Origin of the sequence: Streptomyces sp. NPDC058697 (assembly GCF_042715345.1) — a bacterium.
GTDB lineage: Bacteria > Actinomycetota > Actinomycetes > Streptomycetales > Streptomycetaceae > Streptomyces > Streptomyces liliifuscus.
On sequence record NZ_JBHXSU010000006.1, the window covers coordinates 461,887 to 474,943 of the forward strand.

11 protein-coding genes and 1 tRNA gene are annotated in these 13,057 nt (G+C 70.0%); 6 read left to right on the forward strand and 6 right to left on the reverse strand.

Annotated features, from left to right (window positions below; all coding sequences use genetic code 11):
• Positions 1–37 precede the first annotated feature (37 nt).
• Positions 38–1,183: a 4-hydroxyphenylpyruvate dioxygenase gene (gene hppD, locus ACFWXQ_RS18015; RefSeq protein WP_383941947.1), complete on the reverse strand. Its 1,146-nt coding sequence runs from the start codon at positions 1,181–1,183 to the stop codon at positions 38–40.
• A gap of 122 nt (positions 1,184–1,305) precedes the next feature.
• Here hppD and ACFWXQ_RS18020 point away from each other — a divergent pair, with 122 nt between their 5' ends.
• From ACFWXQ_RS18020 to ACFWXQ_RS18040, 5 genes are read left to right on the forward strand one after another with little or no spacing between them, the layout of a single operon-like run.
• A complete protein-coding gene (locus ACFWXQ_RS18020) occupies positions 1,306–1,779 on the forward strand; it encodes an Lrp/AsnC family transcriptional regulator (protein ID WP_055617039.1) in 474 nt (157 codons plus the stop codon).
• Between the two features lie 50 nt (positions 1,780–1,829).
• Positions 1,830–2,477 carry an ABC transporter permease gene (locus ACFWXQ_RS18025; protein ID WP_143632650.1) on the forward strand — a complete coding sequence of 216 codons (648 nt, stop codon included), beginning with the start codon at positions 1,830–1,832 and terminating at the stop codon, positions 2,475–2,477.
• Entirely contained in the window at positions 2,470–3,768 is a 1,299-nt protein-coding gene (locus ACFWXQ_RS18030; RefSeq protein WP_383941944.1) for a betaine/proline/choline family ABC transporter ATP-binding protein, read from the forward strand. Before ACFWXQ_RS18025 ends, ACFWXQ_RS18030 begins: the two co-directional genes overlap by 8 nt.
• Positions 3,765–4,664, forward strand: a complete 900-nt coding sequence (locus tag ACFWXQ_RS18035; RefSeq protein WP_383941941.1) for an ABC transporter permease — start codon at positions 3,765–3,767, stop codon at positions 4,662–4,664. The genes ACFWXQ_RS18030 and ACFWXQ_RS18035 overlap by 4 nt, the downstream gene beginning before the upstream one ends.
• Entirely contained in the window at positions 4,661–5,629 is a 969-nt protein-coding gene (locus ACFWXQ_RS18040; RefSeq protein ID WP_383941938.1) for a glycine betaine ABC transporter substrate-binding protein, read from the forward strand. Before ACFWXQ_RS18035 ends, ACFWXQ_RS18040 begins: the two co-directional genes overlap by 4 nt.
• A 33-nt stretch (positions 5,630–5,662) precedes the next feature.
• Here the strand turns inward: ACFWXQ_RS18040 and ACFWXQ_RS18045 are convergent, their stop codons facing one another.
• The 4 genes from ACFWXQ_RS18045 to ACFWXQ_RS18060 form a co-directional block, all read right to left on the reverse strand.
• On the reverse strand, positions 5,663–6,454 hold the full coding sequence (locus ACFWXQ_RS18045; RefSeq protein WP_383941935.1) for a S16 family serine protease: 792 nt from the start codon (positions 6,452–6,454) through the stop codon (positions 5,663–5,665).
• 244 nt (positions 6,455–6,698) lie between these two features.
• A complete protein-coding gene (locus ACFWXQ_RS18050) occupies positions 6,699–7,340 on the reverse strand; it encodes an IclR family transcriptional regulator (RefSeq protein WP_200397890.1) in 642 nt (213 codons plus the stop codon).
• A gap of 459 nt (positions 7,341–7,799) precedes the next feature.
• Positions 7,800–9,602, reverse strand: a complete 1,803-nt coding sequence (locus ACFWXQ_RS18055; RefSeq protein ID WP_383941994.1) for a DEAD/DEAH box helicase — start codon at positions 9,600–9,602, stop codon at positions 7,800–7,802.
• Positions 9,603–9,812: 210 nt separating this feature from the next.
• The gene (locus tag ACFWXQ_RS18060; protein WP_383941932.1) at positions 9,813–11,315 is read right to left on the reverse strand and encodes an MFS transporter; all 1,503 of its coding nucleotides are present in this window, start codon (positions 11,313–11,315) and stop codon (positions 9,813–9,815) included.
• Positions 11,316–11,591: 276 nt separating this feature from the next.
• Here ACFWXQ_RS18060 and ACFWXQ_RS18065 point away from each other — a divergent pair.
• Positions 11,592–11,663 (forward strand) — tRNA-Cys (locus ACFWXQ_RS18065).
• Between the two features lie 129 nt (positions 11,664–11,792).
• On the opposite strand, the gene ACFWXQ_RS18070 is transcribed toward ACFWXQ_RS18065, so the two are convergent.
• Complete coding sequence (locus ACFWXQ_RS18070; protein WP_383941929.1) at positions 11,793–12,968, reverse strand: SUKH-4 family immunity protein; 1,176 nt, start codon at positions 12,966–12,968, stop codon at positions 11,793–11,795.
• Positions 12,969–13,057 lie beyond the last annotated feature (89 nt).

Sequence of the window (13,057 nt, forward strand, 5' to 3'; positions counted from 1 at the left end):
GCGCCCAGTGCCCCAACGGCCTTGCGGGGCACGGCGCCTACAGGTTGCCGCGCTTCTCCTGCTCCCGTTCGATCGCCTGGAAGAGGGCCTTGAAGTTGCCCTTGCCGAAGCCCATCGAGCCATGGCGTTCGATGATCTCGAAGAAGACCGTCGGGCGGTCCTGGACCGGCTTGGTGAAGATCTGCAGCAGGTAGCCGTCCTCGTCGCGGTCGGCCAGGATCTTCAGTTCGCGCAGGGTGTCGACGGGGACGCGGGTGTCGCCGACCCACTCGCCGAGGGTGTCGTAGTAGGAGTCCGGGGTGTCGAGGAACCGGACGCCGGCCGCGCGCATGGTCCGTACGGTCTCCACGATGTCGTTCGTGTTGAGCGCGATGTGCTGGACGCCGGCGCCGCCGTAGAACTCCAGGTACTCGTCGATCTGGGACTTCTTCTTGGCGATGGCGGGCTCGTTGATCGGGAACTTGACCTTGAGCGTGCCGTCGGCGACGACCTTGGACATCAGGGCGCTGTACTCGGTGGCGATGTCGTCGCCCACGAACTCCTTCATGTTCGTGAAGCCCATGACCTTGTTGTAGAAGGCGACCCACTCGTTCATCCGGCCGAGTTCCACGTTGCCGACGCAGTGGTCGATGGCCTGGAAAGTGCGGTGGGCGGGCGGCTCGACGATCGGGTCCGCGGCCGTGAACCCGGGGAGGTAGGGGCCGTCGTAGCCCGTGCGCTCGACCAGGGTGTGGCGGGTGTTGCCGTACGTGGCGATGGCGGCGAGTACGACGGTGCCGTGCTCGTCCTTCAGCTCGTGGGGCTCGGTGACGGGGCGGGCGCCGTGCTCGACGGCGTAGGCGAACGCGGCGCGGGCGTCCGGGACCTCGATGGCGAGGTCGACCACGCCGTCACCGTGCTCCGCCACGTGCTCGGCGAGGAAGTGGCCCCAGGGGGTGGCGGCCTTGATGACGGAGGTGAGGACGAAGCGGGCGGAGCCGTTCTCCAGGACGTAGCTCGCGGTCTCGCGGCTGCCGTTCTCCGGTCCGGAGTAGGCGACCAGCTTCATGCCGAAGGCGGTGGAGTAGTAGTGCGCCGCCTGCTTGGCGTTGCCCACGGCGAAGACGACCGCGTCCATTCCCTTGACCGGGAAGGGGTCTGCCTGCCGCGCGGTGTCGGGGGTGGTATGGGTTGTCTGAGTCATGGCCGCAGGCTCTCTCCGTTCGGCAAGGTGCGCAATAGTTTGCGAATCTGCTGGGCAATATGTGCAGAGAAAGGCCGGGTGGATCGGTCTTTGTGTACAGGATGACCACCTCGGAGGCCTTCATGGCGATCGATCATCTGGACGGGCGGCTGCTGGTGCTGCTCGCGCGGGAGCCGCGGATCGGTGTGCTGGAGATGTCCCGGCGGCTCGGGGTCGCGCGCGGGACCGTGCAGGCGCGGCTCGACCGGCTTCAGTCGAATGGAGTCATCCGGGGGTTCGGGCCGCAGGTGGATCCCGCGGCCCTCGGCTATCCCGTCACCGCCTTCGCGACGCTGCAGATCCGGCAGGGCCAAGGCACGGACGTACGGGCGCACTTGGCGACCGTGCCCGAGGTGCTGGAGCTGCACACGACGACGGGCGGCGGGGACATGCTGTGCCGGCTCGTGGCGCGGTCCAACGCCGATCTTCAGCGGGTGATCGACCGGGTTGTCGGTTTTGATGGCATCGTCCGGGCCTCCACGGCGATCGTCATGGAGAACCCCGTGCCGCTGCGGATCATCCCGCTGGTGGAGCAGGCCGCGGAGGACGACGACTGAGGACGACGACTGAGCGACAGTGACGGCTAGGCGACAGGGGTGAAAAGCGGGTGAGCTTCTGGGAGTACCTGGGCAGTCGCCATCAGCAGCTCCTCGCCGACGCCTACCAGCACGCCAGCGCCGTCTTCCAGTGCATGGTCGTCGCCACGGTGATCGGCGTGGTGGTCGGTGTCGTCACCTATCGGAGCGAGTGGGCCGGGAATCTGGCCACGACCACGACGGCGACCCTGCTGACCATTCCCTCGCTCGCCATGATCGGTCTGCTCATCCCGATCGTGGGACTGGGGGTTCCGCCCACGGTGATCGCGCTGACCCTCTACGGGCTGCTGCCGATCGTGCGCAACTCGATCGTGGGGCTGCGCGGGGTCGATCCCTCGCTCGTCGACGCGGCCACCGGCATCGGGATGTCGCGGCTCGCCCGGCTCCTGCGGGTCGAGCTGCCGCTCGCCTGGCCGCCGATCCTGACCGGGATCCGGGTCTCCACGCAGATGCTGATGGGGATCGCCGCCATCGCCGCCTATGCCTCGGGGCCGGGGCTCGGCAACGAGATCTTCCGCGGGATCGCCTCCCTGGGCAGCAAGAACGCGCTCAACCAGGTGCTCGCGGGCACGCTCGGGATCATCGTCCTGGCCCTGCTGTTCGACGCCGCGTACGTCCTCATCGGGCGGCTGACCATTCCCAGGGGGATCCGTGCCTGAGCCGACCACGACCACCGCGACCTCCACCTCTGCCGCCGCGACCGCCGGAGCGAACGCCACCACCGGCGCCACCATCGAGCTGGAGAACCTCACCAAGCGGTATCCGGGGAGCCCCGACCCGGCCGTCGACAGCGTCAACATGGAGATCAACGCCGGCGAGCTCGTCGTCTTCGTCGGCCCCTCGGGGTGCGGGAAGTCCACCACCCTGAAGATGATCAACCGGCTGATCGAGCCCACCGGCGGGCGGATCAGGATCGGTGGCGAGGACGTCACCGACATGGATCCCGTGAAGCTGCGCCGCAAGATCGGGTACGCGATCCAGGCCTCGGGGCTCTTCCCGCACATGACGGTCGCCCAGAACATCGCCCTCGTACCGAGGATGGTGGGGTGGCCGAAGGCGCGGATCAACTCGCGGGTCGAGGAGATGCTGGATCTGGTCGGTCTCGACCCGGGCGAGTTCCACGGGCGCTATCCGCGGCAGCTGTCCGGCGGGCAGCAGCAACGGGTGGGCGTGGCACGGGCGTTGGCGGCCGATCCGCCCGTGCTGCTGATGGACGAGCCGTTCGGGGCCGTGGACCCCATCACCCGTGACCACCTCCAGGACGAGCTGATCCGGCTTCAGCACGAGCTGCACAAGACGATCGTCTTCGTCACCCACGACTTCGACGAGGCGATCAAGCTGGGCGACCGGATCGCCGTGCTGCGGGAGCGGTCGCACATCGCCCAGTTCGACACCCCGGAGGCCATCCTCACCAACCCCGCCGACGACTTCGTGTCCGGGTTCGTGGGCGCGGGGGCCGCGCTGAAGCGGCTCAATCTGTCGCGCGTACGGGATGTGGAGATCACCGACTATCCGACGGTGACCGTCGACGACCCGCTCCAGGAGATCTTCAACAAGCTGAGGTCGAGCGGTACGAACGAGATCCTGCTGCTCGACCGGCGCGGGCGGCCCTACAAGTGGCTGCGGCGCGGGGACCTGATGCGGGCCAAGGGCTCGCTGGCCCGGGCGGGCACGCTGGTGCACGACACGGTGACCCGAGACGCGACGCTGCGGGACGCGCTGGAGGCCGTGCTCATCGACAACGCGGGGCGGGTCGTGGTGACGGGGCGGCGCGGGGAGTACACGGGCGTCGTGGACATGGAGACGCTGATGAACTCCGTGCACGAGCTGCTTGAGGCCGACCGGCTCGACGCGATGGAGCACCAGCACGAACTGGAGGAGACGCGCGCCGGGCAGACCCGTCACGAGCAGGAGGGCATCAGCGGTGCCGACGGGGAGGCGAAGGCGTGAGGGCCCCGGAGACCGGCCACGACACCGAGGCGGACCCGGGCGGCGAGGGCTCCGGGACGGACGCTGGTACAGACGCCGGTACGGACGCTGGCACAGGCGCCGGTACGGACGCCGGGTTCGAGGGGGCGAAGGCCCTCCCGCCCGGCACGTCCCGTGCGTCCCGGGTGACCTGGCAGAAGCTGACCCTGCTGCCGGCCGTGCTCACCGTGGTGCTGCTCGCCACCTGGCTCTGGTTCCGGCAGGCGGACCTGGACCCGCTCTCGGAGAACGCGCTGTCCGGCGGCCAGGTGTGGAAGGCGCTGCGGCAGAGCATCGAACTGACCGTGATCTCCACGTTCTTCGTGCTGATCATCGCGATTCCACTGGGCATCCTGCTGACCCGCGGGGCGTTCCGGAAGGCGACCCCGGCCGCCATGGCCCTCGCCAACATGGGACAGGCGACCCCCGCGATCGGCCTGTTGGCGCTGCTCGTGATCTGGCTGGGGATCGGCCGGAAGGCGGCGCTGATCGGCATCATCGCGTACGCCGTCCTGCCGGTCCTGTCGAACACGATCGCCGGGCTGAAGGCGAACGACCCGACGCTGGTGGAGGCCGCCCGGGGCATCGGCATGTCGTCCGTGGGAGTGCTGGCCCGTGTCGAACTGCCCCTGGCCGTACCGCTGATCCTCGCCGGCGTCCGTACGGCCCTCGTCCTGAACGTGGGCACGTCGACCCTCGCCACCTTCGGCGGGGGCGGCGGTCTCGGCGTACTGATCACGACCGGCATCACCAACCAGCGGATGCCGGTGCTGGTGCTCGGCTCGATCCTGACCGTGGCCCTCGCGCTGCTGGTCGACTGGCTGGCCTCGCTGGCCGAACTGCTGCTCAGCCCGCGCGGGTTGGAGGCGGGAACATGAGACGGCGTACGGGTCTGGTGGCCGCCGGGGCGGTGCTGGCGGCCTCGGCCGGGTGCGGACTGACCAGCGGCTCGCCCATGGTCGACGATGTGGAGCCCGGCTCGATCGGGCAGGGGAAGCCGCTCAAGGGCGCCGATCTCACGGTCACCTCCAAGGAGTTCACCGAGCAGCTGATCCTCGGCGCGATCATGGGCATCGCCTTCGAGGCGGCCGGTGCGAAGGTACTGGACCGTACGGGCATCCAGGGCTCCATCGGCGCCCGCGAGGCGGTCAAGAGCGGGGACGCGGACGGCATGTACGAGTACACGGGCACCGCCTGGATCACCTACCAGGGCAACAGCGGGCCCATCACCGATCCGCGCAAGCAGTGGGAGGCGGTACGCGACGCCGACCGGAAGAACGGCCTGACCTGGCTGCCCCCGTCGGCACTCAACAACACCTACGCCCTCGCCATGAACCAGGCCAACTTCAAGAAGTACGGCACGAAGACCCTCTCCGACGTGGCCGCGCTGTCCAAGTCCGATCCGAAGGCGGTCACGCTCTGCGTGGAGAGCGAGTTCGCCAACCGGGCCGACGGGCTGCCGGGCATGGAGAAGGCGTACGGCATGAAGCTGCCCGCCGGGAACATCACGCAGATGGACACCGGGATCATCTACACCCAGGCGGCGAAGGGGAGTTGCACGTACGGGGAGGTCTTCACCACCGACGGGCGCATCAGGTCGATGAACCTGGTCGTGATGGCGGACGACAAGAAGTTCTTCCCCAACTACAACGTGGCTCCGGAGATCAACTCCAAGGCCCTGAAGAAGTATCCGGCGATCGCGCAGGTCCTCGACCCGATCACCAGACGCCTGAACAACGACGTGGCGCAGGAGTTGAACGCGCGGGTGGACGTGGACGGGGAGGACCCGCACTCGGTCGCGCTGGACTGGATGAAGGACGAGGGGTTCGTGAAGGAGGGCTGAGCGAGGACTCTCCGAGGGGACGGTCCGGTTCGGCTAGCAGCTCGGTACGCCGCCCTGGTCCTTCTCCAGGGCCACCAGGGCGGTGATCGCGCCCTTCAGCGTGGTGACCGGGATGAGGCGGAGCCCCTTCGGGAGGTCCGTCTTCGCGTCCGAGCACTCCGCCTTCGGGACCAGGAAGACCGTGGCGCCGTCGCGGCGGGCGGCCTGCGTCTTGAGGGCGACACCACCGACCGCGCCGACCTTCCCGTCGGCGTCGATCGTCCCCGTACCCGCGATGTTGCGGCCGCCCGTGAGGTCGCCGCCGCTGCCGTCGCCGTCCAGCTTGTCGACGATGCCGAGGGAGAAGAGGAGCCCGGCGCTCGGGCCGCCGACGTCGGCGAGCTTGAGGCTGACCTTGATGTCGTCCGACTCCTCACCGAGGTGGTTGAGGGCGGCCTCGGTGGCGGTGTCCTGGGACTTCTTCATCTCCTCGGCGTTGTGCTCCTCGATCTCCTTCACGGTGTCGCCGCTCGGGTACACCGAGTCGCGCGGCATCACCGCCTGATCCGTACGGAACCAGCCGTCGAGCACATCGCCCAGGCTCACGTCCTGGTCGGGGCCCGTCGCCTCGATGGTCGTCATCCGCAGCTGCCCGCGCGTCTCACGGCTGTCGGCGCCGGTGATCGTGATCACCGGGTCACCCTTGTTCTCACCGAGGACATTCGCCGTCATCCCGGGCTGAGCCACCGAAAAGGGCAACGGCGCGAACACCGCCGTGGCCAGCAGACCCACAACGGGAAGAGCGCAGACAGCGACGGCCCGGGGGCGCGTGAGACGAGAGAGCACGGGATCAATCTAACGCGCGGCAGTTTTCCGGCCGGTGCCCACCCACAGCTGACCGGCTGGGCACCTTTTCTCAGAGGCTGCGGGAAGTGCGCGCCTTAGGGGCGCGGCGAGCTTTTCAGGGGCGCGGGGAACTGCGCAATCTTTTAGGGGCGCGGGGAACTGCGCGACAAGCCCCCACCGGGCCGCGGACGACACACAACCTCCCCCACGGCACCCCCAACCCCCCGAACCCCCCGAACCAAGATCAACGCAACGCCTCGGCAACTTCCTTGGCCGCGTCAACGACACGCGGCCCCACCCGCTCAGGCACAGCATCCGCAAGCATGACCACCCCCACACTCCCCTCCACCCCGGTCACCCCGAGCAGCGGCGCGGCCGCCCCACTGGCCCCCGCCTCCAGCTCCCCGTGAGTGAGGGTGTACCCCGGCTCCTCCGCGGAAGCGGCCCGCGCGGCGAGGATCGCCTTGCCGGCGGCCCCCCGGTCGAGCGGATGGCGGAACCCGGCGCGATAGGCCACGTGGTAGTCGGTCCACGTCGGCTCGACCACGGCGACGGCGAGCGCCTCCGCACCGTCGACCAGCGTGAGATGGGCGGTCGCCCCTATGTCCTCGGCCAACGAGCGCAACGCGGGCAGCGCGGCCTCGCGGACCAGCGGATGCACCTGCCGCCCGAGCCGCAGCACCCCGAGCCCGACCCGGGCACGGCCGCCCAGGTCACGGCGTACGAGGGCGTGCTGCTCCAGCGTGGCGAGCAAGCGGTACACAACGGTCCGGTTGACTCCGAGTTTGTTGGACAGCTCGGTGACGGTCAGACCGTGGTCGGTGTCGGCGAGCAGTTTGAGGACACGGAGTCCCCGGTCGAGCGTCTGGGAGGTTTCCGCGGTCACGACGCCCACTCCTTAGTGGTGAGAGTCGACGGCCCCGTACGCGGCGGATGCGTCACCGGTCCCATCGGCGACGCGCGTCAGAGGCCGCCGGTTCGGCAACGTCCCGGGCTCTCCCGGGCGGGCACCGGCTGCGCTCCGCGGCGGCGCTGCCACGGGGCGTGTGCGTAGCGGGACAGTAGCGAGCTGGTTCGCTCAGCGGAAGTCTCCGTCCAGAATCCGGGCGTTCGCAGGTACGGACCGGGTTCGGTTACCCGGAGTTAGGTTCACCTTCGCCCTGATATATCCGGCGCGCGCCACTGGGCGTGCACGAGCCCTGCACAGAGCGCGCACACGCGTGAGCGCCGGTGTCGTGAAGGACACCGGCGCTCACGTGGAGGTACCCGGGCTCGTGGACGTACCCGGGCCCGTGGCCGTACCCGGGCCCGTGGCCGTACCGGGGCGGGGCGGGCAGGGGCGCGGTCACCGCATACGGGTGGCCCACTCCTGCACCTTGGCGATCCGCTGACGCAGCTGCCCGGCCGTCGCCTCCGCGCTCGGCGGCCCGCCGCACACCCGGCGCAGCTCGGTGTGGATCACACCGTGCGGCTTGCCGCTCTGGTGGACGTACGCGCCGACCATCGTGTTGAGCTGCTTCCTGAGCTCCAGCATCTCCTTGTGGGAGACCACGGGCCGCCGCTCGGCGGGCAGTTCGAGAAGATCCGCCTCGTCGTCCGGCTTCTTGCGGCTGTGCGCGATCTGCCGGGCCTGCCGCTTCTGGAGCAGGAGCTGGACCTGGTCGGGTTCGAGGAGCCCCGGAATACCGAGGTAGTCCTGCTCCTCCGCACTCCCCGGGTGGGCCTGCATGCCGAACTCGGCGCCGTCGTAGAGCACCCGGTCGAAGACGGCCTCGGACTCAAGGGCCTCGAAGGAGAACTGCTCCTGCTCCCCGGTGTCCTCGTCCTGCTCCTTGTTCGCCTCCTCCATCTCCTTCTCGGATTCGGCGTACGGGTCCTCCTCGCCCTCCTTCTTGGGCTTGTCGAGGGCGTGGTCGCGCTCGACCTCCATCTCGTTGGCGAAGGTGAGGAGGTCGGGGACGGTCGGCAGGAAGACGGAGGCGGTCTCGCCGCGCCGCCTGGACCGTACGAAACGGCCGACGGCCTGGGCGAAGAAGAGCGGCGTGGAGATGGTGGTGGCGTACACACCGACGGCGAGCCGCGGCACGTCCACGCCCTCGGACACCATCCGCACCGCGACCATCCAGCGGTCGTCGCTGTGGCTGAACTCGTCGATGCGGTTGGACGCGCCCGTGTCGTCGGAGAGGACGAGGGTGGCCTTGCTGCCGGTGATGTCCCGGATGAGCTTGGCGTAGGCGCGGGCGGATTCCTGGTCGGAGGCGATGACGAGGGCGCCGGCGTCCGGGATGCCCTTCCTGACCTCCGTGAGCCGCTGGTCGGCGGCGCGCAGCACGCTGGGCATCCACTCGCCGCGCGGGTCGAGGGCGGTGCGCCAGGCCTGCGAGACGGCGTCCTTGGTCATCGGCTCGCCGAGCCGGGCGGCGATCTCGTCCCCCGCCTTCGTACGCCACCGCATGTTGCCGCTGTAGGAGAGGAAGATGACGGGCCGCACGACGCCGTCGCCCAGCGCGCTGCCGTAGCCGTAGGTGTAGTCGGCGGCGGACCGCCGGATCCCGTCGTTCCCCTCCTCGTACGCGACGAAGGGGATGGGGTTGGTGTCGGACCGGAAGGGCGTACCGGTGAGCGCGAGCCGGCGGGTGGCGGGCTCGAAGGCTTCGAGGCAGGCCTCGCCCCAGGACTTGCTGTCACCGGCGTGGTGGATCTCGTCGAGGATCACCAGGGTCTTGCGCTGCTCGACGCGGTTGCGGTGCAGCATGTGCCGCACGCCGACACCGGCGTACGTGACCGCGACGCCCTGGTATTCCTTGCTGAGCGGCCCCGCGCTGTACTCGGGGTCCAGCTTGATCCCTATCCGCGCGGCCGCCTCCGCCCACTGCTTCTTCAGATGCTCGGTCGGCGCGACCACGGTCACCTGCTGCACGACATGGTGGTGCAGCAGCCAGGAGGCGAGCGTCAGCGCGAAGGTCGTCTTGCCGGCTCCGGGTGTGGCGACGGCGAGAAAGTCACGCGGCTGCTCCTGGATGTACTTCTCCATGGCACCTTGCTGCCAGGCACGCAGCTTGCTGGCGGTACCCCAAGGGGCACGGCCGGGGAACGCGGGTGACAGGTGGTGCGAGGAGGTGGCACTGGCAACAGGAGAGGCGGGCACGGAGGGCCCTCCGTTGAGGGTGGCGGCGGGCGACGGGCGGGCGGTAGTCACGGTCTCCGTGGGGTGGTTGGGCGGCTCGGCTATGGCTGGCAACGGCTGCGTATGACAACCGGGCCACCCTACCGGCGCCCCGCCCGCGTCAACGCGCGGACGACGCGGGGTCACCCTTGGATGGGACTCAGGTCACAGCAAGCACTGCCGGATCGGGCGTCACCGGGACTCGGTCCGCAGCCGTGTGGTCACCCAGGCCCCCACCAGCGCCACCCCGGCCATCGGCAGGAACACCGCGGCGAAGGCGGCCGGGTGGCCGCCGGAGGCGTCCGTGGCGGCGTGGGTGACCGTGCCGCCGCCCAGGGCCGCGAAGGCCGCGCCGCCCGCGGCGAGGAGGAGGACGTTCGAGAGGCCGTCGGATATCTGGAGGGCGGCGGAGTTGGTGCCGGCCTCCTCCGGGGCGGAGAGGTGCAGCAGGAGGACGCTGGTGGAGGAGATCACCAGGCCCATACCGAAGCAGCCGAAGGCCCAGGCCACCGCGACCGTCCACACCGGCACCCCGTCGATCAGCACGCTCGGCGCGGCGGCGATGGCGGCGGCGGTCAGCACCATGCCCAGCATCATCAGCCGGTCCCGGTACGGTTCCACGCGCGCCCTGGACTGTACGAAGGAACCCAGCGCCCAGGTGCCCCCGCCCGCCGCCAGCGAGAATCCGGCCAGCGTCGGCGACAGCCCCCGCTCGGTGACCAGCATCAGCGGCACGAAGGACTCGGCCGCGATGAAGGACCCGGCGGCGATCCCGCGCAGCAGCACGACGGACGGCAGCCCGCGCGCCGCCAGATAGGTCCCTCTGGGCAGCAGCCCGAGCACAGCCGGGATCAGCAGGGCGACCCCCGCCACGGCCGGGACGACCGACAGCCACCTCAGGTCCTGCGCCCCGTACTGCAACAGCCCGGCGCCCAGCGAGATACCGAGCGCCAGCCGGATACGCCGCCGGTCGAAGGGCGCGGCCACGGTGCCCTCGGCCGGGCCGGACGCCCGTCGCCGTATCTGCGGCAGCGCGAACGCCAGCGGCAGGAGGACGAGGACCGGTATCCCGACGAACACCCAGCGCCAGCCGAGGTGTTCGGTCACCGCCCCGGAGGCGAGCGGGCCGACCACGGACGGGATCACCCAGCTCGCCGCGAACGCCGCCATGATCGACGGCCGCAACCGCTCCGGATAGGCCCGCCCCACGACCACGTACAGCGCGACGATCACCAGCCCGCCGCCGAGCCCCTGCACGGCCCGCCCGAGGATGAACAGCCACATCACCCCGGCCGTCCCCGACAGCAGCAGCCCCGCCGCGAACGCCCCGATCCCCGCCGTCAGCGACCCCAGCGGGCCCGCACGGTCCGACCACTGCCCGGCCAGCACCATCCCGAACAGGCTGGTCGTGAAGTACCCGGAGAACGCGAACGCGTACAACGAGACCCCGCCCAGCTCCCGCGCCGCCACCGGCATTGCCGTCCCAACGGCAGTCGCCTCGAAGGCAATGAGCAGCACGACGGACACGATCCCGACGCTGAGCGCCCGGTGATCACGCCCGAGGACGCCTTCGTGGACGCCTTCGTGGGCGTCGACTCCGGTCGCCGGGATCTGTACGGCCGTTTCCGCAGCAGGATGGGCCGGGTCGGCCGGGGTCTCAGCGACGCCGGTGTCGCTCGGTTCCAGGGTGGTCATGCCCGCCAGCGTAAGGGGCACGACTGACATTGACCCCTGTCGGAGGATGGGTCCCACCCCGGGACCTTGGTCGTACGACCACCCTCGCCCGACCTTCCCACCCCCCTCTCCCGGCCCCTCCCCACCCCGCTCCCCACCTCCTTTCATGAACGCCGTGTGGCAGTCCCATTGCAGCCCCGCCCCGTCCCTTGAGCCCCTGCCGACAGCGCCGTACGTTCGACACAACGAGTCCGGAACACCGGGTGACCGGGTCACCGCAACCCCGGACTCAAGCTTGGCCGTGTGCCCGAGTGGCTTAGGGACTCGCCTGCAAAGCGAGGCACGTGGGTTCAATTCCCGCCACGGCCTCTGTTCGGTGTCGGGGTCGGTCGCTGTCAGGCGGCCGGCCCCTACGCGTGTGCGGCGGGCCCGGACGCGTGTGGGGCGGCCGTGCGCAACCGGTTCAGGCGGGGGCGTGCCTCCGTGTACGGGAGAGGCTCACAACACCCCGCCCGCCTCGTCCTGGAACAGTTCCGTCCAGTAGTGCCAGTCCGCCTGGGAGGCGGAGCCCGTGGGGTCGACCGTCGAGAGGGTCTGCGTCATCGTCGTGGCCAGCTGGTCGTAGGCCTCTGTGGTCAGTTCGTGGGAGAGGGTGCCGTCGATGGCCTTCTCGCGGTGGAGGAGCCAGAGGGTGAAGGCCAGGGTGGAGACGTCCGTGTTGAGGGCGTGCAGGGTGGCCTCGGGCTCGCTCCAGTTGAGGATCTCGCCCGTGGAGCCGTCGACGACCAGGCTGTTGTCCTCGATGAGGTGGCCGAGGCGTATCAAGTGGCCGGATCTGTCGGGGAGTTCGGCGGCGGTGTACTCGCCCGGGCGCTCGTCCTCGTAGTACTCGGCGAGGGTCGGCAGTGGGACGTCCGTGTCCAGCTGGAAGAGGAAGCCGTCCTCCGGCAGGCCCGTGTCGCGCAGGAAGCGGCGGGTCGGCTCGTGCGTCAGCGCCGCCGGGAAGTCGACGTCCTCGAAGCGCACGACCCTGCTCTGGCCGAACTCCTGGTCCAGCAGCCGGGCCGGCAGGTCCAGGGTCAGGGTCTCGTCGGCGGGCGGGCCGGCGACGAGGGCGAGCGGGCGGATCAGCGCGGCCATCCGCCAGAACGGCGGGATCTCGCCGCCGGTGCCCTCCTCGAAGACTGCGAGCAACTGCTGCGACATCGCGGCCACGGCCTTCGGCCCGAACCGGCCCTCGTAGGAGGCGAATCGACCGCGTCTGGCTGCCATCTCCTCCGTCGCCGCCACGAACTCCGTCAGCACCTGGAGCGAGGGTGCGAGCGGGCGACGGTCCATCAGGTCGGGGCGGTCGTGGAAGAAGTACGTGGTGGAGACCTCGCCCGTCGCTCCGTCGAGCAGGACCGACTCCGTCTCGGCGTCGGCGGAGCCGCCACACAGCGCACCTATCACCAACAGATCCCGCAGGTCGTCCGCGAGCAGGTCCGGGTCGCCGGTCGAGTCCGCCACCGTCCGGGGTCCGTCCGCGCGCAGTGCCTCGAAGGTCAACAGGCCGCCGTCGTCCGGCAGTCCGGGGCCCGCCAGCCAGTGCCGCGTCGCCGCGTGCGTGACGTACGGGTCCAGTTCGTCCTCGGTCAGGGTGATCGTCTTGATGCCGGCGTCCGTCGTGCTCATCGTTCCCCCGCGCATGGTTGTTCACAGTCCCCCGGCAGGACCAGACCGGGCGGCATGCTCAGGGAAACCCACGGAAACCCACGCACGGA